This window comes from Streptomyces sp. NPDC041940, assembly GCF_055589465.1.
The window spans coordinates 86,061-107,629 of the sequence record NZ_JBVJBP010000021.1; the positions used below are offsets into that span (position 1 = coordinate 86,061).

Genomic DNA, 21,569 nt, shown 5'->3' on the forward strand with positions numbered 1-21,569 from the left:
GTGATTAGGGTGCGGGCGATGTTCTGCGCAGACACCACCCCTTTACTCCACGCAAGACGAGGCACAGCCGCTTCGAGTCGCTGGGGGAGGGCCCGTGAGTGACACGGTGACAACGGCCCGCCCGGCGGCCGAACAAGCCCGGGCCACTGCGACGAAAGAGCAGGACGCGCCGGCCCGGCCGGCCCGGCAGCGGGACGCGTTCTTCGACAACGCCAAGTACCTGGCGATCGTACTGGTGGCCGTCGGGCACGCCTGGGAGCCGTTGCGGCCGGGCAGCAGGGCCGTCACCGCGCTCTACATGCTCGTCTACGCCTTCCACATGCCGGCGTTCATCATCATCTCCGGCTACTTCTCGCGCACCTTCGACGGCAGCCCGGGGAAGCTGAAGCGCCTGGTCACCGGCGTCGTCGTCCCGTACGTCGTGTTCGAGACGGCGTACACCCTGTTCACCCGCTGGACGAGCCAGGACCCGGACCGGCCGATCAGCCTGCTGGACCCGCTCTACCTGACCTGGTTCCTGGCGGCGCTGTTCGTCTGGCGGCTGACCACACCGCTGTGGCGTCATGTGCGGTGGCCGCTGCCGCTGGCCTTCGTCATCGCGATGCTGGCGACGCTCTCGCCGTCCATCGGCAACGACCTCGACCTGCAACGCACCCTGCAGTTCCTGCCGTACTTCGTCTTCGGGCTGCTGCTACGGCCGGAGCACTTCCGGCTGGTGCGCCGACGCAAGGTGCGCATCCTCGCCGTGCCGGTCGCCGGCTGCGCGCTCGCCGTGGCGTACTGGGCGGTTCCGCGGATGAACTACGCCTGGTTCTTCCACGCCGACAGCGCCCGGGCCCTGGCCGCGCCCTTCTGGTACGGGCCCCTGATGACCCTGGCGGCCTTCGGCTGCTCGATCGTCCTGGTCGCCTGTTTCCTCGCCTGGGTGCCGGGGCGCCGGATGTGGTTCACCGCGCTGGGCGCGGGCACACTGTGCGGCTATCTGCTGCACGGCTTCGTCGCGCAGGCCGCCGAGTACTGGGGCTGGTACGAACCGGCCTGGGTCCAGGGGCCCGTCGGCGCGCTCGTAGCCACCCTGGTGGCCGCCGCGGTCATGACCGCGCTGTGCACACCGTCCGTACGCCGGCTGTTCCGCTGCGTGACGGAACCCGGGATGCGGTGGGCCTTCCGCCGAGCTGCGGGGTGACATGGCGAAGCGCCTGTTCAAGGCCGACGGCCGGTGGCGTCACTCACTCATGCACTGGGGCCGTGACCCGTCGGCGCGACACCGTTCAGCGCCTCCGTCATCTGGTGCTGCGTCTCCTCGGCCACCACACGGGCCTCCTCCACGACATCACCGCGTTCGCGGATGAGGCTCTCGTAGATCGGAAGTTCGTCGGTCCGGATCGAGTCGGGTTTCACGGTGTTGGTCCTAACGCTTTACAGCCGGTTCTGAGGGGGTCCGTGTAAGTCTGCGGCATGGCCCTCCGCGGTGTTACCCACCCCCGTCGTGTTCATATTTCCGTCACGTACTTCGCGAATTCCCCAACATTGCGACCATGGGCAGCACGAAGGGCCCCGGGAATCGTTCCCGGGGCCCTTCGCGGGGAGTTCGTCAGAGCGAGGTCGTGTGAACGCCCGCGTTCGCGCCCGCCGCGGCGCCCTCCGTCGACAGCGCCGCCTGCAGGTTCCCGCAGACCTCGGCGGTCAGCGGCCCGACCAGGCCGGCGGAGAGGCCGCCCGCGAGGCCCGCGGAGGCGGCGCCGCCCGCGTTGCCGCCGGAGACCTGCTCCAGGTCCGCGTCGGAGAGCTCGGCGATGTCGACCCGGGGGGTGAGGTTCATGGGGGTGTTTCCCTTCGCGTGAATGTGCGCAATGGCGGAGCGGCGCGGATGATCGCGGGATTCCGGGAATCGGGATTCCGCTCCGGCGCCTCCGCCGTGCGCAGGATCAAAGCATTCCCCGGAGCTGGACGGCCAGCCGCGTGCCGTCGCCGCACCCGGCTTTTCGGTGGCCTCCTTCACCGCCATGACCACGGGGCCACCGAATTGCGCGCGCTCCTTCACACACCCCGTCGCCCGGCGGCACACCGGTGTATTGCGCCCCGAATTCCGAAGCGGGCACATCGGCGCCAAGTTCCCATGCCGGGGGACGGACTTGGCGCCGGGTGCACCGCCTTACGGCGTCCTGGCGGACGGTGTGCAGATGTGCTGGATGTTCGGTCCCGCCCCGTCAGGCGGCCCCGTCAGTCCGCGCTGTCAGGTCGCGCTGTCAGGCCGCCGCGGCCGGCTGCATCAGACGGGCCAGCAGGTCGTCCAGGGTGACCAGTCCGGTGAGCCCGCCGGCGGGGTCGCGGACGACGGCCAGGGACGACCGGCGGCGGCGCAGCACCTCGATCGCGTCCGCGACCGTGGTCGCCTCCGTCAGCTCGGGCACCGGCCGGGCCAGTTCGCGCGCGGTCGTGGCACGCCCCCGGGCCCGGGCGACCAGGGCGTCACGGGCGTGGACCGAGCCGAGGACGACGCCGTTCTCCCGGACGAGCAGCCGGGTGCGGTCGTGCTCGGCGGCGAAACGCAGCAGCGCGTCGACGTCCGCGCCGCCCTCGGCCCAGGTGATCTCCGCGGCCGGGATCCGCAGCGCCGCCACCGGCGTCTCCGGCTCGGTCAGGGAACGGGTCAGCAGCTCCGAGTCGGTCGCGCTGATCAGGCCGAGCCGCTCGGACTCCTCCACCAGATGCGTCAGCTGCTCCCGGTCGTGCACCGAGGCCAGCTCGTCGCGCGGGGCCACCCGGCACAGCCGTACCAGCGCGTTGCTCACCGCGTTGAGCAGCCGGATCAGCGGGCGCACGGCCCGCACCACGGCCCGGAAGGGCGGGGAGAGCAGCATCGCCGAGCGCTCGGGGTGGGCGATCGCCCACGACTTGGGCGCCATCTCACCGACCACCATGTGCAGGAACACCACCACGACCATCGCCACGGCGAAGGCCACGCCGTAGCTCACGGCACTGGGCAGGCCCAGCTTGTGCAGCAGCGGGTCGAGTTCGTGCGAGATCGCCGGCTTGGACACCGAGCCCAGGCCCAGCGTGCACACGGTGATGCCCAACTGTGCGCCGGCCAGCATCAGCGACAGCTCGCGAATGCCGGCCAGTGCCGCCCCGGCGCCGCGCCGCCCCTCTGCCGCCGCCTTCTCCATGCGGTGCCGTTTGGCGGCGACCAGCGCGAACTCGGCCGCCACGAAGAAACCGCTGCCGATGAGCAGCAGCACGGTCACGAAGACCGCCATGGGGAAACTCACGCCATCTCCTCGGCTTCCGCGAGCGGGCTGATCCGCACCCGGTCGGCCACGTGCCGGTCGAGCGTGCGGACGTCGATCACGGCCCGGCCGCCCTCGGGCAGTCCGACCGTGACGTGGTCGCCGACCGTCGGGAAGCGGCCGAGCCGGTCCACGACCAGGCCGGCCACGGTGTCGTAGTCGTCGTCCTCCGGCAGCCGGACACCGGTGGCCTCGGCCACCTCGTCGAGCCGGCGCCCCGCGTCCACCAGCCAGCCGTCGCCGTCCGCGACGGCGAGCACGGTGACGGTGTCGGACTCGTCCGCGATGTCACCGACCAGTTCCTCGGCGATGTCCTCGTAGGTGACGATGCCCGCCACGCCGCCGTGCTCGTCGAGGACGACCGCGAACTCGTCGTCCTGCTCCCGCATCCGCGTCACCGCGTCGGGCAGCGCGAGCGTGTCCGGCAGCAGCAGGGGCCGCCGGGCCACCTCACCGGCGGTCGCGGCGGCGATGCGGGCGGCGGGCAGCGCCATCAGCTCGCGCACGCCCAGCACACCGGCGATGTCGTCCGGGTGGTCGCCGAGGACGGGGTAGTTGGAGTGGCCGTGCTCGGCGATCAGACCGATCGCCTCCTCGGCACCGGCGTCCTTGCGGACGAAGACGGCGTCGGCGCGCGGCACCATCACCTCGTCGAGGGAGCGCTCGGAGAACTCCAGCGCGTGGTCCAGCAGCGCGGCGGTGTCCTTCGGCAGCGCGCCCTGCTCGTGGGACTCGCCGATCAGATGGCCCAGCTCCTCCAGCGTGGCGCCGTGGTGCAGTTCCTCGACCGGCTCGATACCGGCCTTGCGCAGCAGCTTGTTCGCCGCGTTGTCGAAGACGCGGACGACCGGGCCGACGACCTTCAGATACGCCAGCGTGGACGGGGCCAGCGCCTTCGCCAGCCGCTCGGGAACCGCGATCGCGAGGTTCTTCGGGGCCAGCTCGCCCAGCACCATCTGCACGACCGTGGCCAGCACGAAGGCGAGGACGACGGCGATACCGCTGACGGCCGCGTCGGGCAGGCCGAGCCCGGACAGGGCGGGCCTCAGCAGCGCGGACACCGACGGCTCGGCGATGAAGCCGACGACCAGGCCGGTGACGGTGATGCCGAGCTGCGCGCCCGACAGCATGAACGACAGCCGCTCCAGCACCTTCAGGGCCCGGGCGGCCTTGCGGTCCCCGGCCTCGGCCGCACGCGCGAGGGCGAGCCGGTCGGCGGAGACGTAGGCGAACTCCTGGGCCACGAAGTAGCCGGTGCCGGCGGTCAGCACGAACACGGCGAGCAGGCCCAGCAGGGCCTCGGGGGCGCTCATCGCAGCAGGTCCGTCGATCTGGCGGACAAGAAGTCGCTCCTCAGGTGGGGTGTGTACTCGGGTCAACGATCCTTCTCGCGCCCGTGTTCCCGAATTCTACGACGCTGTAGAGAACACGGCCCCGCTCCGGGTGCCCCTCACTCCGGGCGGGACTCCTCCGCGAGATCCGGGACCAGCCCGCACAGCGCCGCGCGCTGGTCCGGGCCCATGAAGCGGGCGAGCGACCGCGTGACCGTCTCGGCGAGCGCTCCGGAGGCCTCGGCCAGAAGGCCCCGGGCCTTGTCCGTCAGAGCGACCTCGATGCCGCGCTTGTCCCCGCACACCGACCTGCGCGTGACGAGGCCGGCGTGCTGGAGGCAGGCGATCTGGTAGGTGAGGCGGGTCTTGGGGCGGCCCAGCAGTTCCGCGACGCGCGTCATGCGCAGGCCGCCCTCGGGCTGCTCGGCGAGCAGGCACAGGACCAGGAACTCGTCGTGCGAGATGTCCAGCTTCTCCTTCACGGCCGCCCGCAGACGCTGCTCCACCGCTCCCGTCGCGGCGAGCAGCAGCATCCAGGCGCGCAGCTCGGGGGGCAGTAGCCCGTTGCCCTCGGCGGAGGGGCATCCGGGCAGGTCGGCGGGGTGCTCCTCGGGGTCGGCCATGCCGCCCAGTCTACGTGTCGTCCAAATTTGAAGCAGGAGCAAGCAGGGGGTTGTTCAAATTTGGACCAGACGCTAGCGTGACCTCATTGCAGTCATCCAAATTTGGACGATACGAGTGGGAGAAGGATCATGACCGTCGCCGTGGAAACCGGACTCTGGCAGCTCGACGCGACTGCCTCGACCGTCGGCATCCGGCACAGGACGATGTGGGGCCTGGTCACCGTCAAGGGCGGCTTCGGCGCGCTCAGCGGCACGGGCGAGGTCCGGCCCGACGGGTCCGCCGTCGGCACCCTCACCTTCGACGTCGCCTCCCTCGACACCGGGAACGCCAAGCGCGACACCCACCTCAAGGGCACCGACTTCTTCGACGCCGACCACCACCCCGAGATCACCTTCTCGGCCCGCAGCGCCGAGCTCCGCGACGGCGACCAGGTGCACGTCGTCGGCCAGTTGACCGTGCGCGGCATCAGCAGGCCGCTGTCCCTCGTCGCACGCCTGACGGACGGCGACGCCACCGGGCTCACCCTGGACACCGAGTTCACCGTGGACCGGGACCAGTTCGGCATGGGCTGGAACCAGCTCGGCATGATCCGCGGCCGGACCACGGTCACCGCCGCCCTCCGATTCGTCCGCACCACGGGCTGACAGCACTCAGTCCGTCTCTCCGGTGTGAGCGGAGCAGAAGGGCCCGGTGGTCCGGGCGGGGTCAGTACACGTCCCTCACGTACCGCTTGTCCGCCGCCAGCTGCTTCACGTACGCGGCGGCCTCCGGCTCGCTCAGCCCGCCGTGCGTCACCGCGATGTCCTTGAGCGCCCGGTCCACGTCCTTGGCCATGCGTGAGGCGTCGCCGCAGACGTAGAAGCGGGCCCCCTCGCACAGCCAGTGCCACAGCTCGGGCCCGTGCTCGCGCATCCGGTCCTGCACGTACACCTTGTTGCGCTGGTCACGGGAGAAGGCCGTGTCCAGGCGGGTGAGGGTGCCCTCGTCGAGCAGCGCGGTCAGCTCGTCCTCGTAGTAGAAGTCCGTCGCTCGGTGCTGCTCGCCGAAGAACAGCCAGTTGGGAGCCCGGTGGCCGAGCGCCCGCCGCTCCTGGAGGAAACCGACGAAGGGCGCGACCCCGGTGCCCGGGCCGACCATGACCATCGGCGTCGAGGCATCGCCCGGGGGCCGGAAGTGCGGGGAGCGCTGCACGAACACGGGTACCTCCGTGTCCGCCTCGGCATCCGCGAGGAAGGGCGAGCAGACCCCGCCGCGCGCCCGGCCGTGCAGGTTCTCGTACCGCACCACGGACACCGTCAGCGACACCCGCCGGGCGTCCACCAGTGGGCTGGACGATATGGAGTACAGCCGCGGCTGAAGCCCCCGCAGCACCCCGGCCCACTCCTCGGCACCCGCCCGCACCGCGTACTCGGCGACCACGTCCACGGCCTGCCGGCCCCAGCTCCACTGGGCGAACCCGTCCTTGTTGTCGGGCCGCAGCAGCCTGCGCAACTCGTGCTTGTCCCGGGCGCGTTCGGCGACGAAGCGCAGCAGGTCGGGCGTGATCCGCGTGATGTCGAAGTGCCGGTGCAGGGCCTCGGCGAACGGCACCTCGCCAACGCCCTTGACCTGCACGGCTGCTGTCCCGTCCAGGCCGGTCACCGCCAGCCACTCGGCCACGAGGGCGGGCGCGTTGACCGGCCGGACGCCGAGCGCGTCCCCGGCCTCGTACGCCAGGTCCGTCCCGCTCGTGTCGAAGGTGAACCGGCGGACCTCCTTGCCCGCGCCGGGCCGGCTGAGCAACTCGTTGCCGACGAGCCGGGCGGCGGTGGCGGCGGGCTTGGACCTGGTCCTCGGCTGCTCAGCCGGGGCCGGGGCCGAGGTCGGGGCCGGTGCCGGTGCCGTGCTCGTGTCGCCCAGCGCCGAGAGCACCTGGTCGAGCCACTCCCCGGCGGAGGGCTCGTAGTCCGGCTCGCAGTCCGTACGCGGAGCCAGCCGCACCCCGCCCAGCTCGCCGAGCCGCGCGTCCAGCCGCCGCCCGTGCCCGCAGAAGTCGTCGTAGGAGGAGTCGCCGAAGGCGAGCACGGCGTACCGCACCCCGTCCAGGCGCGGGGCCCCGGCGTCGGCGAGCGCGTCCCAGAGGCCGCTGCCGTTGTCGGGGGCGTCGCCGTCCCCGAAGGTACTGGTGATGAAGAGCAGATCGGCCGTGCGGGCGAGCGCCCCGACATCGGCCTCGTCCATGCCGACGAGGCGCGCGCGATGCCCGGTCGCGGTCAGCCGCTCGGCGGTGGCGGAGGCGAACTCCTCGGCGTTCCCGGTCTGCGAGGCCCACAGCACGACGATCTCGCGGCCGGCGGGTTCCTGCGGCGCGGCGGTCATTGGCCCGGAGGTCCGGGAGTACATGCCGGCGAGGACCCCGTTGACCCACAGGGCGTGCTCGGGGGAGAAGGGCGCGTCGGGCGGCAGCACCGGGACACCGCCGAGGGTGCCCGAGCGGAGCCCGGCGAGGAATCCGGTGAGATACCGGCGTTCCTGGGCGGAGAGGACCGGCGGAGGGGAGGGTTCCAGGCCGAAGGGGTCGGCGGCGCCCGGGGTCACCTCCGTCGGCACGAGCGCCTCGGAGGGGAGAGGCGCCGGTGCCGGTGCGGCCACCTTCGCCAGCGAGACGGCACACACCTTGAACTCCGGCTGGAACGACAGCGGATCCACCGCGTCACTCGTCACCGCGTTGATGCTCAGATACTCGCCGAACAGGTCGTTCCAGTGGAACGGCGCGAAACAGCACCCCGGCCGCACCCGGTCCGTCACCACCGCGGGCAGCACGGCCCGCCCGCGCCGCGAGGCGACCTCGACCAGATCGCCCTCCACGACGCCCAGCGCGGCCGCGTCCAGCGGGTGGAGCTCCACGAAGGGCCCGGAGTTCAGCTTGTTGAGCTTCGCGACCTTCCCGGTCTTGGTGAGCGTGTGCCACTGGTGCTGCACCCGCCCGGTGTTGAGCACGAACGGATAGTCGTCGTCCGGCATCTCGGCGGCGGGCAGATGCGGGCGCGCGAAGAAGACACCCCGCCCCGAGGCCGTCGGAAAACGGAGCCCGTCGTCACCGACGTAGCGGATGGGATTGCGCTCCGGCCCGTCCTCCCGCGCGGCCGGCCACTGCACGGGCGTCTCGCGCAGCCGCTCGTAGGACACCCCGCGCAGGTCCCACCCGGTCTTCGGGTTCCAGAACCGCCGGATCTCCTCGAAGACCTGCTCGGCGCTGTCGTACGAGAACCCCTTCTCGTACCCCATCGCACACGCCACCTCCGCGATGATCCGCCAGTCGGCCATCGCCTCCCCGGGCGGGTCCGCGGCCGGACGGGTCAGCGTGAGGTTGCGCTCGCTGTTGACGAAGACGCCCTCCGCCTCGGTCCACATCGCGCCCGGCAGGACGACGTCGGCGTACGCGTTCGTCTCGGTGTCGGTGAACACGTCCTGCGCGACGACGAACTCGGCTGCCTCCAGACCCTCGATGACCGTACGGCGGTTGGCGACCGAGGCGACCGGGTTGGTGCAGATGATCCAGCAGGCCTTGATCTCCCCGTCGGCCATCTGCCGGAACATCTCGACGGTGCCCTTGCCGACGCCGTCCTTGCGCAGTGTCCCCGGCGGCAGCTCCCACACGTCCTCGACGAACGCCCGCTCCTCGTCCACGAGCACCGACCGCTGCCCCGGCAGCCCCGGGCCCATGTACCCCATCTCGCGACCGCCCATGGCGTTGGGCTGACCGGTCAGGGAGAACGGCCCGGCGCCCGGACGGCAGATCGCCCCCGTCGCCAGATGCAGATTGACCAGCGCGTTGGTGTTCCAGGTGCCGTGCGTGGACTGGTTGAGCCCCATGGTCCAGCAGCTCATCCACCGCTTGCCCGCCTCGCCGAGCATCCGGGCGGCGGTGCGCAGATCGTCCTCCGCGATCCCGGTGATCTCCGCGGCCGCGGCCGGGGCGTAGTCGGCGAGAAACCCGGGCAGGGCCTCCCAGCCCTCGGTGTGCGCGGCCATGAACTCCTGGTCGGTGTGCCCGCCCTCGTGCAGCAGCCGCAGCAGACCGTTCAGCAGCGCGAGGTCGGTCCCCGGCTTGACCTGCAGGAACAGATCGGCCTTGGCGGCGGTCGCGGTCCGCCGGGGATCGACGACGATCAGCTTGGCGCCCGCCTTGACCCGCTCCATCATCCGAAGGAAGAGGATCGGATGGCAGTCGGCCATGTTCGACCCGATGACGAGAAAGGCATCCGCCTGATCGAAGTCCTCGTACGACCCGGGCGGCCCGTCCGCACCCAGCGACAGCTTGTAGCCGGTGCCCGCGCTCGCCATGCACAGCCGCGAGTTCGACTCGATCCCGTTCGTGCGCACGAAACCCTTGGCCAGCTTGTTCGCCAGATACTGCGCCTCCAGGCTCATCTGCCCGGACACGTAGAAGGCGACCGCGTCCGGGCCGTGCTCGTCGACGATCGCCCGCAGCCGCGCCGCGGTCTCGGCGATCGCGTCGGCCACCGGCGCCGGGACCGCCTCCTCGCCCCGGTCGTCCCGCACCAGCGCGCCGGCCAGCCGCCCGGGCGCGGCGAGCATGTCGGCCGTGGTCGCGCCCTTGGTGCAGAGCCGCCCCGCGTTCGCCGGATGCGCCTTGTCACCGGACGCCTTGAAGATCGTGCGACGGCCGTCCGGTCCCGCCCCGACATCGAGGACGAGGCCGCAGCCCACACCGCAGTATGAGCAGACGGTGCGCACCTGCTGCGTCTCCTGCTGCGGCCGGGGGGTCGTGGTCATGCCGTCGACGCTACGAACACCCCGTTACGCAGGTGTGACATTGCTCGATCGCGAGGAGTTACGCCCGTCACACAGCCGCCTTCCGGCCGTTGTGAGCTGCATTGAGGTCGCGGAGCGTGTCGCAGTTGGGCCGAACGGGTGACTCTGCGCAAGAATTGCCCGATGCAGACAGTCAGCGGGAGCCAGGACGGAGCATGCCGGTGAACAGCCACGATGTCACCGACGAACAGTGGGAGGGGCTCGCCCAGGTCGTGCCGCTGCGGGGCCGGGACGCCTGGCCGTCCTCCGTCGGCCACCGTTCCATACCCGAGGCCGAGACGGAGACGCGCCGCCGCTTCGTCGTCCTGCGGGTGAACGTCTTCGCCGACGCCCGTGATGTCGCCGAGCGGCTGATGGCGGGGGTGCCCGTGCTCCTCGACCTGACCGGCGCGGAGACGGAGGTCGCCAAGCGCGTCCTCGACTTCAGCACAGGCGTCGTCTTCGGCCTGGCGAGCGGGATGCACCGCGTGGACCGCAACGTGTTCCTGCTGACGCCGGCCGGGACCGAGGTGACGGGGCTGATGGAGGGGGCCGGGCTTCCCGGGGTGTGACGGCGGCTCGACCGGGGTGACGGTAGCTCGATCGTAGGAACGCCCCAGAGACGGAACGGTTCGTCCTGTCGCCGGAGCCCTACGGTCCGGATATGACCCAGCCCCCCGCACCCACACCCCCCACATCCCCCGCACCCGCCACGTCCCCCGCACCTTCCGCATCCCCCGCACCTCCCGCGGGTCTCACGCACCCCGACCGCCCCCGCCTCACCGAACTGCGCCTGGCCGCCTTCACCACCCACCGCCGCGCCGCCCTCCCGCTCGGGCCGCTCACCCTCCTCACCGGCCCCAGCGGCTGCGGCAAGACCAGCGCGCTGCGGGCGTACGAGGCCCTGGCCCGGCTCGGCGGCGGTGCCGGGCTCGGCGAGGCGTTCCCGGACCCCGTCGCCTGTGTGCCGGAGCGGGCCCGGCCCGACGCGCAGCGCCGCCGCGGCTTCCGCATCGGCTGCACGGCCGACGGCCCCGCGGGCCCGGTCCGGCTCGACGTGGCCGTGCAGGCCGAGCCCGAACTGCGCGTCGTGGGCGAACGGTTGACGGCCGACGGCCTCGTCCTCCTGGAAACCGCCCTGCGCGACCCCGGCAAGCGCGCCGTCCAGGCCGCCTGGCACACGGCCGGGCCCACGCCCGTGACCCGCGGTCCGCTGCCGGACGACCGGCTCGGCACGGCCCTGCTGCCGCTGCGGGTGGCCGGCAAGACACCCGGCCAGCGCAGGGTGCTGGCCGCCGCCGAGCAGATGGTGGTCGCCCTGCGCTCCGTCTTCGCCTGTGACCCCCAGCCCGCCGGGATGCGCGGCCCCGTAGCGTCCGGGTCCGGCCGGCTGCTCCGCGGCTGCGGCAATCTGGCCGACGTACTGGAGCGCACCCGTACCGAGTGCGGACGGCGGCACGCGCTGTTCGTGGCGGCGGTACGCGCCGGCTGCGCCGGACCGGTCGCGGACGTGCTCACCCGGGCCGAGGCGGCCACGGGAACGATCCGCGCCGCACTCGACCGGGGCGACGGCGTCCGTACCGACCTGCGGCGGCTCGGCGACGGTGAACTGCGCTACGTGGCACTCGCGCTGGTCCTGCTCACCGGACCGGGTGTGCTGGAGGTCGACCCGGCCGGCGAGGTGCCCGCCGCGCTCCAGACCCTCACCGTCCTCGCCGACGGCTTCGACCGGGGCCTGGACGGACGGCAGCGGCTGGAACTGCTGCGACTGGCGTCCCGGATGTGCGAGCGGGGGCACATCCGGCTCGTCGGAACGGTGAGTGACGCCTCGTGGGCCGCCGGGACGGAGGGTGTCACGGTGGTACACCTGGACCGTGACTGATCACCTGGACGTGGCCGAACTGCAACGCCGCCTGGCCGATTTCGCGGCCGCGCGGAACTGGCAGCAGTACCACACCCCCAAGAACCTGGTCGCCGCGCTCAGCGTGGAGGCCTCCGAACTGGTCGAGATCTTCCAGTGGTTGACCCCCGAGGAGTCGGCCCGCGTCATGACCGACCCCGACACCGCGCCCCGCGTCACCGACGAGGTCGCCGACGTGCTCGCGTATCTGCTGCAACTGTGCGAGGTGCTCGGCATCGACCCGCTGGCGGCGCTGGACGCGAAGATCGACCGGAACGAGCGGAGGTTCCCGGTCCAGGAGTAGCAAAGTCCGTTTGTACGCTACGTAACCAAAATGCAGCTCGAATCCGAATTGTTGTCCGCAATTTTCCGTCTTCCTCTGGCTTTTGGTCTCACGCCCCTTCACTCTGGGTAGTGAACTAGGGAGTTCGGGCAGGCGTACGCGCGGGAGCGCGTCGGGACAGACGGGGGCAGCGCATGGACGCGGTGCGGCTCATCGTGACGAGCAGGCGGTCCCTGGCCGCGGGTGGCAGCGTGCGGGAGATCCTGGCCGAGGTGTGGCAGGCGCAGGCCCTCGCGCAGGCGATAGGCAGCCGCCTCGCGGTCGCCGGACCGCCCGAACTGCGCGGCGAGGCACTGGGTTTGACGGAGTTGGCGGGCCGAGGCTGCGGCGTCCTCGACCCGCCCGAACTGGCCCCCGGTGAGCTGCGGGCGGGCCAGCTCACCGAGTTGGGCGACGCCCGCCACACCCTGATGTTCCTCGGCGGCCTCCTCGGCGAGGTCGGCATTGCCCTGGTCGGCCTCGCCTGCGCCGCGGACGACGAGGGCACGTACTGGCAGTGCATGGAGGCCATCGACGCGGCGGACGAGTCCCGCGACCGCGTCCTCGAAATGCTCCGCAGACTCGCGGACCGCGAGCAGGTGGTACCGGAGAGGGAGGCGGGCTAGGACAGGGACCGCTGGAGCGCCGGGCCGTTGGGGTGTTCGCGCAGTGCCCCGCGCCGCCCCTGTGGCAACGCCCTCAAGGGGCGCGGGGCTGTGTCGATATGCGGCTTCGCCGCGGGGCGCGACCGGCCACAACGGCGCCGCGGCCGACAAGCCCCGCCCTCACCGCGAACACCCCAACCGCAACCCCAGCCCTCAGCCCACAGAGCCCTCTTCGCTCGCCCCCCGACCCGCATCCCCCGCTGCCTGAAGATCCGCGTCCAACGCCGACAGGTCCGCGTTCAACGCCGCCATCAGCTCCTCCATCTGCTGCAACAGCCCTTTCGGCTGCCCGGTCCCGCCCTGCTGCGGCACGGTCTCTTCGGACATGACGGCCTCCTCGGCCCATGGCCCCCGGGGAGGCCGACGCGGTGACGCCCCGGCGGTCGCCGGCCGGTGCGGAAGCCGGGGGCTCCGGCTCCGCCCGAGCCAACGATCATCATCGGGGCCGGTCACTGGCCGGGTCGGGCCGCACCCGCGGTATGCACGTAATTTCACCCGACCGGGGACCGAGGGGGACGGGGGACCGACCGTGGCGCCCCGCACCCCGGCGTGCAGGATGGAAGCATGGATCTCCGCATCTTCACCGAGCCCCAGCAGGGGGCCACCTATGACACGCTGCTCGCTGTCGCCAAGGCCACCGAGGACCTGGGCTTCGACGCCTTCTTCCGCTCGGACCACTACCTCCGCATGGGCGGCGGCGACGGCCTGCCCGGCCCCACCGACGCCTGGCTGACCCTGGCCGGACTCGCCCGCGAGACCAAGCGCATCCGGCTCGGCACCCTGATGACCGCCGGTACCTTCCGGCTGCCCGGCGTGCTCGCCATCCAGGTCGCGCAGGTAGACCAGATGTCCGGCGGCCGCGTCGAGCTCGGCCTCGGCGCCGGCTGGTTCGAGGAGGAGCACAAGGCCTACGGCATCCCGTTCCCCAAGGAGAAGTTCTCCCGCCTCGAGGAACAGCTGGAGATCGTCACCGGCCTCTGGGCGACGGACCCCGGCAAGACCTTCGACTTCCACGGCACCCACTACGACCTCACGAACTCTCCCGCGCTGCCCAAGCCCGCGCAGCAGAAGATCCCCGTGCTCGTCGGCGGCCACGGCCCCACCCGCACCCCGAGGCTGGCCGCACGGTACGCCGACGAGTTCAACATGCCCTTCGCGTCCATCGAGGACAGCGAGACCCAGTTCGGCCGGGTGCGCGCCGCCGCCGAGGAGGCCGGCCGCGACGGCGACGATCTGACCTACTCCAACGCCCTCGTCGTCTGCGTCGGCCGCGACGAGGCCGAGATCGCCCGCCGCGCCGCCGCGATCGGCCGCGATGCCGACGAGCTGAAGCTCAACGGCCTGGCCGGCTCTCCGTCCGAGGTCGTCGACAAGATCGGCCGCTACGCCGAGATCGGCGCCCAGCGGATCTACCTCCAGATCCTCGACCTGGACGACCTCGACCACCTGGAGCTGATCTCCTCGCAGGTGCAGTCGCAGCTGTCGTAGGGCCGGCGTCGCAGCTGTCGTGAGACCGGCACGGCGCGCCGGCCGTCCGGCGGATCGGGCCGTGGAGTGCGATCCGCCGTCACCTCCGTGCGGTTCGCCGAGCTCGGGGTGCCACCGCGCTCACGGTGGGGAAGTGTGAGGCCCCCTGCTCGGCCGCCGCCACGTCGACCGGAGGCCGGCGAAATTCCCGGATGCTGCCGATGTTCCCTCTGTACGGTGAGTGGATCCGCAGTTCAGCCACTACTTCGAGGCTCACCACCGTGTTTCTGACCATCACCACGACCGGCACCCCGGAGCGCCCCGCCACCGAGCTCGGCTACCTGCTGCACAAGCACCCCGAGAAGGCCCAGGCGTTCTCCACCTCCTACGGCACGGCCCACGTCCTCTACCCCGAGGCGGACGCCGAGCGCTGCACGGCGGCGCTGCTGCTGGAGGTGGACGCCGTGGCGCTGGTCAGGCGCGGCAAGGGCAAGGGCCGGGGCGGTGCGCCGGACGCGGCACTCGCGCAGTACGTCAACGACCGCCCGTACGCGGCCTCCTCCCTCCTCGCCGTGGCGCTGAGCGCCGTCTTCTCCAGCGCGATGAAGGGCGTCTGCAACGCCCGTCCCGAACTGCCCGCCGTACCGCGGCCGTTGCGTGTCGAGGTGCCGGTGCTGCCCGCCCGCGGCGGCCCCGGGCTGGTACGGCGGCTCTTCGAGCCGCTCGGCTGGACGGTCATCGCCGAGCCCGTGCCGCTGGACACCGAGTTCCCGCAGTGGGGCGACTCCCGCTACGTCCGACTCGAACTGGAGTCCACGGACCGCACCCTCGCCGAGGCCCTGCGCCACCTCTACGTCCTGCTCCCGGTCCTGGACGACGCCAAGCACTACTGGGTCGCCCCCGACGAGGTCGACAAGCTGCTGCGCGCCGGTGAGGGCTGGCTGCCCGGCCACCCGGAGCAGAAGCTGATCACCAGCCGCTACCTCGCGCGCCGCTGGTCGCTGACCCGTGCCGCGACGGAGCGGCTGGAGCTGGTACGGCTGGCCGAGACCGACGACAGTGAGGTCGAGGAGATCGACAACGCGGTCGGGGCGGAGACCGAGACCGAGGAGCGGCCGACCCCGCTGGCCGTGCAGCGCCGGGAGGCCGTCACCGCCGCGCTCAAGGCGTCCGGGGCCGCCCGGGTCCTGGATCTCGGCTGCGGCCAGGGCCAGTTGGTGCAGACACTCCTCAAGGACCCGGCGTTCACCGAGATCGTGGGCGTGGACGTGTCGATGCGCGCGCTCACCATCGCCTCCCGGCGGCTCAAGCTGGACCGCATGGGGGAGCGGCAGGCCGCGCGCGTCCAGCTCTTCCAGGGCTCGCTCGCGTACACCGACCGCCGCCTCAAGGGCTACGACGCCGCCGTGCTCAGCGAGGTCATCGAGCACCTCGACCTGCCCCGGCTGCCCGCCCTGGAGTACGCCGTGTTCGGCTCGGCCCGCCCGCGCACGGTCCTCGTGACGACCCCGAACGTCGAGTACAACGTCCGCTGGGAGAGCCTCCCGGCCGGCCACGTCCGCCACCGCGACCACCGCTTCGAATGGACCCGCGCCGAGTTCCGGGCCTGGGCGGAGGCGGTAGCCGAACGGCACGGCTACACAGCCGAGTTCATACCCGTGGGCCCCGACGACCCCGAGGTGGGCCCGCCCACCCAGATGGCCGTGTTCACCCTGACCACCCCGAAGGAGGCGAAGGCGGCATGACCGACGTACGCGAGGGACGGGTCCTGCCCGTCACCGACCTCTCCCTGGTGGTGCTCGTCGGCGCCTCCGGCTCCGGCAAGTCCACCTTCGCCCGCAGGCACTTCAAGCCCACCGAGATCATCTCCTCCGACTTCTGCCGCGGCCTCGTCTCGGACGACGAGAACGACCAGAGCGCCACCAAGGACGCCTTCGACGTCCTGCACTACATCGCGGGCAAGCGCCTGGCCGCCGGCCGCCGCACGGTCGTGGACGCGACCAGCGTGCAGCCCGACGCCCGCCGTCAGCTGATCGACCTGGCCCGGCAGTACGACGTCCTGCCGATAGCCATCGTGCTCGACGTGCCCGAGGAGGTCTGCGCCGAGCGCAACGCGGGCCGCACCGACCGCGCGGACATGCCCCGCCGGGTCATCCAGCGCCACACCAGGGAACTTCGCCGCTCCCTCAGGCACCTGGAGCGTGAGGGCTTCCGCAAGGTGCACGTCCTGCGCGGCGTCGACGAGGTCGAGCAGGCCACGATCGTCACCGAGAAGCGCTTCAACGACCTGACCCACCTCACCGGCCCCTTCGACATCGTCGGCGACATCCACGGCTGTGCCGCCGAACTGGAGTCGCTGCTCGTCGAGCTGGGCTACACCGACGGAGTCCACCCCGAGGGCCGTACCGCCGTCTTCGTCGGCGACCTGGTCGACCGCGGCCCCGACAGCCCGGGCGTGCTGCGCCGCGTCATGGCGATGGTGAAGTCCGGCAACGCCCTGTGCGTGCCCGGCAACCACGAGAACAAGTACGGCCGCCATCTGCGCGGCCGCAAGGTCCAGCACACCCACGGCCTCGCCGAGACCATCGAGCAGATGGCGGGCGAGAGCGAGGAGTTCGTCGCCGAGGTACGGGAGTTCCTCGACGGCCTCGTCAGCCACTACGTCCTCGACGGCGGCCGGCTGGTCGTCTGCCACGCCGGGCTGCCCGAGAAGTACCACGGCCGCACCTCCGGCCGGGTCCGCAGCCACGCCCTGTACGGCGACACCACCGGGGAGACCGACGAGTTCGGGCTGCCGGTGCGCTACCCGTGGGCGGAGGACTACCGGGGCCGGGCCGCCGTCGTCTACGGCCACACCCCCGTCCCGGAGGCCACCTGGCTCAACAACACCATCTGCCTGGACACCGGCGCCGTCTTCGGCGGCAAGCTCACCGCGCTGCGCTGGCCGGAGCGCGAGCTGGTCGACGTAGCGGCGGAGCGCGTCTGGTACGAGCCGGTGAAGCCGCTGCGCAGCGAGGCACCCGGCGGGCACGACGGCCGCCCGCTGGACCTGGCGGACGTGCACGGCCGCCGGATCGTGGAGACCCGGCACCAGGGCCGGATCTCGATCCGCGAGGAGAACGCGGCGGCGGCCCTGGAGGTCATGAGCCGCTTCGCGGTGGACCCGCGCCTGCTCCCGTACCTCCCGCCCACCATGGCACCGACGGCGACCAGCAAGGCCGACGGCTACCTCGAACACCCGGTGGAGGCCTTCGCGCAGTACGCGGCGGACGGCGTCGGGCGGGTCGTGTGCGAGGAGAAGCACATGGGATCGCGGGCGGTGGCCCTGGTGTGCCGTGACGCGGAGACGGCCCGCGAGCGCTTCGGTGGTGGGGGAGGCGCCACCGGATCCCTCTACACCCGTACCGGCCGCCCCTTCCTCGACGACGACTCCCTGACCGAGGAGATCCTCGACCGGGTGCGCACGGCGATCGGCGAGGCCGGCCTCTGGGACGAACTGGCGACCGACTGGCTGCTGCTGGACGCCGAGCTGATGCCCTGGTCGCTGAAGGCGTCCGGGCTGCTGCGGTCGCAGTACGCCGCCGTGGGAGCCGCCTCCGGCGCGGTGCTCCCGGGCGCGCTGGCGGCGCTGGAGGGCACGGCCGCACGCGGCGTGGACGTCACCGGCCTGCTGGCCCGCACCCGTGAACGCTCCGCCGACGCCGCCGCGTTCACCGACGCCTACCGCCGCTACTGCTGGACCACGGACGGTCTGGACGGCGTCCACCTGGCACCGTTCCAGATCCTCGCCGTCCAGGGCCGCAGCCTCGCCGCCCTGCCCCACGACGAGCAGCTCGCCCTGCTCGACCGGCTCGTCGAGCACGACGGCAGCGGGCTGCTCCGGACCACCCGGCGGCTGTACGTCGACACGGCCGACCCGGAGTCCGTCCGGGCCGGTGTCGACTGGTGGCTGGAGATGACCGGCCGCGGCGGCGAGGGCATGGTCGTCAAGCCGGTCGGCGCACTCGTCCGCGACCCCCAGGGCCGCCTCGTCCAGCCCGGCATCAAGTGCCGCGGCCGCGAGTACCTGCGGATCATCTACGGCCCCGAGTACACCCGCCCGGAGAACCTGGCCCGCCTGCGCTCGCGGTTCCTCAACCACAAGCGGTCCCTGGCGATCCGCGAATACGCCCTGGGCCTGGAGGCCCTGGACCGGCTGGCCGACGGTGAGCCGCTGTGGCGGGTGCACGAGGCGGTCTTCGGGGTGCTGGCGCTGGAGTCGGAGCCGGTGGACCCGAGGTTGTGAGCCGGAAGGGCGACCTCTGCGAGACGCGGGGCGATCGATTTCGGCCAGGCTTGTCCCGACTGGGGCGATCCTGGCCGGACGTCGTCCTTCCGGTCCCATTCGTCCCTGGTTAACCGCTGGTTGCCGTGCTAACTTCGCTGGTCGATCAGGCAGGTATACCGGCTCAGGGGGAAAGTCGGTGGAGACACACGCGGGGTTCGGTGAACCCGAGGGCGGGTCCGGGCGTGCGGACGGCTTACGGCTGCTGCTGGGGCTGACCAACGCCCTGTGCGGCCTGGGCTGCATGGAGGACGCGCAGGGGCGGCTGCACTTCGGTGCCGTCCTGGGAGACCTGCTGGGGCGTCAGATCGACCTGCGCGGCGTCAAATTGCGCGAGGACGTGGTGCTGCTGACGCGCGCCGCGCTGAACATGCCGGGCGGCGAACGCGTACTGGTCGAGGTGGTGCGGATCCTCGAAGGAGACATGGCGGGCGACGAACTCGACCAGTTGCTCGACCAGTGGCTCGCGCCCGCCCCGCCGCCCGCCCTGCAAGGCCCCCTCTCCCGGGACGACGAGACCAGTGCCCGCGCCGTCCTCGCCAAGGGCGAACTCCCCGCCGCCCGGCTGCGCGACGCCCTGGTCGAGGAGCTCAACGGCCTCGACCTGCCCACCGGACTCGCCCCGGAACAGCTCTTCGCGCACCTCCTGGACCGGAACGTGCAGCCGGACGGACTGCCCCCGGCCGTCCTGCTGATCGACCACGCCGCCCGGTTCGCCGCCACCCCCGGGCACCGCACCGCCCTGTCCGGCTGGGCCGAGGACTGGGCCCGCCGCGCCGGCCTGACCGGACCGGTGGAGGAACGCCGCAGGGCCCGCGGCACGACGGAGAGCGATCCGGACATCCCGCGCTGCCTGGTCGTCGCCGTCGAACCGGCACGGGACGGTTCCGGCGAGATCGTCGTCCGTCCCTGGCTCAACACCGTCCCCGGCCGCTGGGACCCGCAGCCCGGCGAACCCGCCACGACCACCCTCGACGAGCTCGGCACGGCCGTCCAGTGCGCGTTACGGCAGGGCGCCCGCCTCTGGTCGGCGCCCCGCGAACCCGACCCGGGCGGACGCCGGCAGCCACCGCCGTACATCGAGTTCGTCCTTCCGTACGACCTCCTCAACCACGATGTGGCCGGTCTGACCTTCCGGATCGGCGACGGGCAGCCGCTGCCGCTCAGCCTGAAGTACGGGGTGCACCTGCGCAGCCTGGAGCGGATGCGCACGGACGACGCCCTGGTCCGGGACCAGTGGCGGGAGCGTTGGCGAACCCTGCGCGAGCACGGCGTCCTGGTGCACGGCTGGCGCGAACCGGACGGCGGCCGGCTCGGCGCGTGGCAGGCCGGGCTCGCCGGGGAACCAAGACATACGGCGGTGGTGCTCGACGCCCCGGCCGACGTCCTGGCACTGGAGGCCCTCAAGGCCGCCATAGCGGAAGGGGTGGGGCTCGCGATCTGGGACCGCAGAGGTGTCTTCCGCGAGGAGCGCCGGGAGGTGGTGACCGCCCTGTTCGCCGCGGCGCCCACCCCGGCGAGGATCCCGGTGGCCGTTCACCTCCTGCGCAGGAACGCCGAGAGCGAGGGCCGGGGCCCCGGCGAGCTGCTCGGCCGGCACATCGGCTTTTTCTGGGACGATCCGACGCGTCCCGTCGACTTCCAGCCCAGCGACCCAGGCGATCTCGCCAGCGAGGAGGCATCCGCATGAGCGCGCAGGAGCAGACGGTCCCGAACGGCTGGCGGATCTTCCACGGCACGGGCAGTGCCCCCGCCGTCCCGCCCGACCTGCCCGCGCCGCCGCCCTGGCGCCGCTTCCGGGGCGACCCGCCCCGGCCCGTACCGGCGGCCGACCCTCAGGCCGCGCTGCGCCGACTGGGCCCCGGCGACGTCACCCCGCAGCTGGGCGAGGAGGAGATCGACGTCGTCAACGCCGCGCTGCTGCTTCGCAGGCCCTTGCTGATCACCGGCCCGCCCGGCGTCGGAAAGTCCACCCTCGCCTACCTCATCTCCCGCGAGCTCGGCCTCGGCCGGGTCCTGGAATGGAACATCGTCAGCCGCACCACCCTGCGCGAGGGCCTCTACGCCCATGACGCCATGGGCCGCGCCCAGGCCATCGCCGCCTGGCGGGCCGGCCTGCGGCATGCCGAGTCCCTGGAACCGGACGACGCCGATCCGGTTGCGGACGTCAACACCGCGCTTCCTCAAAGACCTCGTCAACTTCCCCCGGTTCTGGGCGACTTCGTCACTCTCGGCGCCCTGGGGACCGCGCTGCTGCCCTACGATCGTCCCCGTGTGCTTCTTGTCGACGAGCTCGACAAGAGCGACATCGACCTGCCGAACGACCTGTTGCACGTCCTGGAGAACGGAAGCTATGACGTCCCCGAGCTGGTACGCGACGCCGCGGACAGCGCACGCGTCCACACCAGCGACCCCGGGGGCCGCGCCGAGGTGCGCGACGGGCGGGTCGAGTGCCGGGAGTTCCCCGTCGTGGTGATCACCAGCAACGGAGAACGCGAATTCCCCGCGGCCTTCCGCCGGCGCTGTCTGCCGCTGGAGATGCGCACGCCCACCCGGGAGCAACTCCTGGCCATGGTCGAAGGGCACCTCGGAACGCGCCCGCAGGGCACGGAAGACCTCGTCGACCTGTTCGTTCAGCGGGTCCAGGCCGGCGGTTCCCACTCCCTGGACCAGTTGCTCAACGCTGTCCAGATGACGACGGCGGGTGGTTTCCAGGCGGATGGTGACGGGCGTAAGCTCGTGGAAATGCTCCTGCGCGACCTCGCGAAGGGCCGCTGAATTGAAGGGCTATCCCAGGGAGCACGCATCCGGGCTCGGCGACGGATTCCCCGTTTCGGGATCGTCGCCTC

18 protein-coding genes are annotated in these 21,569 nt (G+C 72.1%); 11 read left to right on the forward strand and 7 right to left on the reverse strand.

Features of this window, described 5'->3' with window-relative positions:
• Positions 1–94: 94 nt before the first annotated feature.
• Positions 95–1,186, forward strand: coding sequence for an acyltransferase family protein (locus tag ACZ6I3_RS29855; protein ID WP_469418790.1), 1,092 nt, complete (start codon positions 95–97; stop codon positions 1,184–1,186).
• Between the two features lie 47 nt (positions 1,187–1,233).
• Here ACZ6I3_RS29855 and ACZ6I3_RS29860 read toward each other — a convergent pair whose 3' ends face one another.
• The 5 genes from ACZ6I3_RS29860 to ACZ6I3_RS29880 all read right to left on the reverse strand — a co-directional run bounded on the left by ACZ6I3_RS29860 (position 1,234) and on the right by ACZ6I3_RS29880 (position 5,244).
• Positions 1,234–1,401, reverse strand: coding sequence for a hypothetical protein (locus ACZ6I3_RS29860; protein ID WP_469418792.1), 168 nt, complete (start codon positions 1,399–1,401; stop codon positions 1,234–1,236).
• A gap of 193 nt (positions 1,402–1,594) precedes the next feature.
• A complete protein-coding gene (locus tag ACZ6I3_RS29865) occupies positions 1,595–1,822 on the reverse strand; it encodes a hypothetical protein (protein WP_184589531.1) in 228 nt (75 codons plus the stop codon).
• 427 nt (positions 1,823–2,249) lie between these two features.
• Complete coding sequence (locus ACZ6I3_RS29870) at positions 2,250–3,272, reverse strand: hemolysin family protein (protein ID WP_469418794.1); 1,023 nt, start codon at positions 3,270–3,272, stop codon at positions 2,250–2,252.
• Positions 3,269–4,603: a hemolysin family protein gene (locus tag ACZ6I3_RS29875; protein WP_469418795.1), complete on the reverse strand. Its 1,335-nt coding sequence runs from the start codon at positions 4,601–4,603 to the stop codon at positions 3,269–3,271. The genes ACZ6I3_RS29870 and ACZ6I3_RS29875 overlap by 4 nt, the downstream gene beginning before the upstream one ends.
• A gap of 137 nt (positions 4,604–4,740) precedes the next feature.
• Complete coding sequence (locus ACZ6I3_RS29880) at positions 4,741–5,244, reverse strand: MarR family winged helix-turn-helix transcriptional regulator (protein ID WP_469418796.1); 504 nt, start codon at positions 5,242–5,244, stop codon at positions 4,741–4,743.
• A gap of 129 nt (positions 5,245–5,373) precedes the next feature.
• Between ACZ6I3_RS29880 and ACZ6I3_RS29885 the strand changes: the two genes are divergently transcribed.
• Positions 5,374–5,889: a YceI family protein gene (locus ACZ6I3_RS29885; protein ID WP_469418798.1), complete on the forward strand. Its 516-nt coding sequence runs from the start codon at positions 5,374–5,376 to the stop codon at positions 5,887–5,889.
• Positions 5,890–5,950: 61 nt separating this feature from the next.
• On the opposite strand, the gene ACZ6I3_RS29890 is transcribed toward ACZ6I3_RS29885, so the two are convergent.
• Positions 5,951–10,024, reverse strand: a complete 4,074-nt coding sequence (locus ACZ6I3_RS29890; protein ID WP_469418800.1) for a molybdopterin-dependent oxidoreductase — start codon at positions 10,022–10,024, stop codon at positions 5,951–5,953.
• Between the two features lie 194 nt (positions 10,025–10,218).
• Here ACZ6I3_RS29890 and ACZ6I3_RS29895 point away from each other — a divergent pair, with 194 nt between their 5' ends.
• From ACZ6I3_RS29895 to ACZ6I3_RS29910, 4 genes are all read left to right on the forward strand, one after another.
• The gene (locus ACZ6I3_RS29895) at positions 10,219–10,614 is read left to right on the forward strand and encodes a cell division protein SepF (RefSeq protein ID WP_031134653.1); all 396 of its coding nucleotides are present in this window, start codon (positions 10,219–10,221) and stop codon (positions 10,612–10,614) included.
• Positions 10,615–10,706: 92 nt separating this feature from the next.
• Positions 10,707–11,924 (forward strand): ATP-binding protein, encoded by a 1,218-nt coding sequence (locus ACZ6I3_RS29900; RefSeq protein ID WP_469418801.1) that lies wholly within the window; start codon positions 10,707–10,709, stop codon positions 11,922–11,924.
• On the forward strand, positions 11,917–12,246 hold the full coding sequence (locus ACZ6I3_RS29905) for a nucleotide pyrophosphohydrolase (RefSeq protein ID WP_469418802.1): 330 nt from the start codon (positions 11,917–11,919) through the stop codon (positions 12,244–12,246). The genes ACZ6I3_RS29900 and ACZ6I3_RS29905 overlap by 8 nt, the downstream gene beginning before the upstream one ends.
• Positions 12,247–12,419: 173 nt before the next feature.
• Positions 12,420–12,890 (forward strand): DUF6099 family protein, encoded by a 471-nt coding sequence (locus ACZ6I3_RS29910; protein WP_468192190.1) that lies wholly within the window; start codon positions 12,420–12,422, stop codon positions 12,888–12,890.
• Between the two features lie 192 nt (positions 12,891–13,082).
• Here ACZ6I3_RS29910 and ACZ6I3_RS29915 read toward each other — a convergent pair whose 3' ends face one another.
• A complete protein-coding gene (locus ACZ6I3_RS29915; protein ID WP_469418804.1) occupies positions 13,083–13,256 on the reverse strand; it encodes a hypothetical protein in 174 nt (57 codons plus the stop codon).
• A gap of 237 nt (positions 13,257–13,493) precedes the next feature.
• Here ACZ6I3_RS29915 and ACZ6I3_RS29920 point away from each other — a divergent pair, with 237 nt between their 5' ends.
• From ACZ6I3_RS29920 to ACZ6I3_RS29940, 5 genes are all read left to right on the forward strand, one after another.
• Entirely contained in the window at positions 13,494–14,417 is a 924-nt protein-coding gene (locus ACZ6I3_RS29920) for an LLM class F420-dependent oxidoreductase (RefSeq protein ID WP_469418805.1), read from the forward strand.
• A gap of 260 nt (positions 14,418–14,677) precedes the next feature.
• A complete protein-coding gene (locus ACZ6I3_RS29925; protein ID WP_469418807.1) occupies positions 14,678–16,141 on the forward strand; it encodes a 3' terminal RNA ribose 2'-O-methyltransferase Hen1 in 1,464 nt (487 codons plus the stop codon).
• A complete protein-coding gene (locus ACZ6I3_RS29930) occupies positions 16,138–18,681 on the forward strand; it encodes a polynucleotide kinase-phosphatase (RefSeq protein WP_469418808.1) in 2,544 nt (847 codons plus the stop codon). Before ACZ6I3_RS29925 ends, ACZ6I3_RS29930 begins: the two co-directional genes overlap by 4 nt.
• A 178-nt stretch (positions 18,682–18,859) precedes the next feature.
• The gene (locus tag ACZ6I3_RS29935; protein WP_469418809.1) at positions 18,860–20,410 is read left to right on the forward strand and encodes a VMAP-C domain-containing protein; all 1,551 of its coding nucleotides are present in this window, start codon (positions 18,860–18,862) and stop codon (positions 20,408–20,410) included.
• Complete coding sequence (locus ACZ6I3_RS29940) at positions 20,407–21,498, forward strand: AAA family ATPase (protein WP_469418811.1); 1,092 nt, start codon at positions 20,407–20,409, stop codon at positions 21,496–21,498. The genes ACZ6I3_RS29935 and ACZ6I3_RS29940 overlap by 4 nt, the downstream gene beginning before the upstream one ends.
• The last annotated feature ends 71 nt before the right edge of the window (positions 21,499–21,569 follow it).

Coding starts and splice junctions, on each gene's coding strand:
- ACZ6I3_RS29900 (WP_469418801.1), top strand. CDS start 10,707: ATGACCCAGCCCCCCGCACCCACACCCCCCACATCCCCCGCACCCGCC.
- ACZ6I3_RS29915 (WP_469418804.1), bottom strand. CDS start 13,256: ATGTCCGAAGAGACCGTGCCGCAGCAGGGCGGGACCGGGCAGCCGAAA.
- ACZ6I3_RS29875 (WP_469418795.1), bottom strand. CDS start 4,603: ATGAGCGCCCCCGAGGCCCTGCTGGGCCTGCTCGCCGTGTTCGTGCTG.
- ACZ6I3_RS29910 (WP_468192190.1), top strand. CDS start 12,420: ATGGACGCGGTGCGGCTCATCGTGACGAGCAGGCGGTCCCTGGCCGCG.
- ACZ6I3_RS29865 (WP_184589531.1), bottom strand. CDS start 1,822: ATGAACCTCACCCCCCGGGTCGACATCGCCGAGCTCTCCGACGCGGAC.
- ACZ6I3_RS29895 (WP_031134653.1), top strand. CDS start 10,219: ATGCCGGTGAACAGCCACGATGTCACCGACGAACAGTGGGAGGGGCTC.
- ACZ6I3_RS29940 (WP_469418811.1), top strand. CDS start 20,407: ATGAGCGCGCAGGAGCAGACGGTCCCGAACGGCTGGCGGATCTTCCAC.
- ACZ6I3_RS29880 (WP_469418796.1), bottom strand. CDS start 5,244: ATGGCCGACCCCGAGGAGCACCCCGCCGACCTGCCCGGATGCCCCTCC.
- ACZ6I3_RS29920 (WP_469418805.1), top strand. CDS start 13,494: ATGGATCTCCGCATCTTCACCGAGCCCCAGCAGGGGGCCACCTATGAC.
- ACZ6I3_RS29885 (WP_469418798.1), top strand. CDS start 5,374: ATGACCGTCGCCGTGGAAACCGGACTCTGGCAGCTCGACGCGACTGCC.
- ACZ6I3_RS29890 (WP_469418800.1), bottom strand. CDS start 10,024: ATGACCACGACCCCCCGGCCGCAGCAGGAGACGCAGCAGGTGCGCACC.
- ACZ6I3_RS29930 (WP_469418808.1), top strand. CDS start 16,138: ATGACCGACGTACGCGAGGGACGGGTCCTGCCCGTCACCGACCTCTCC.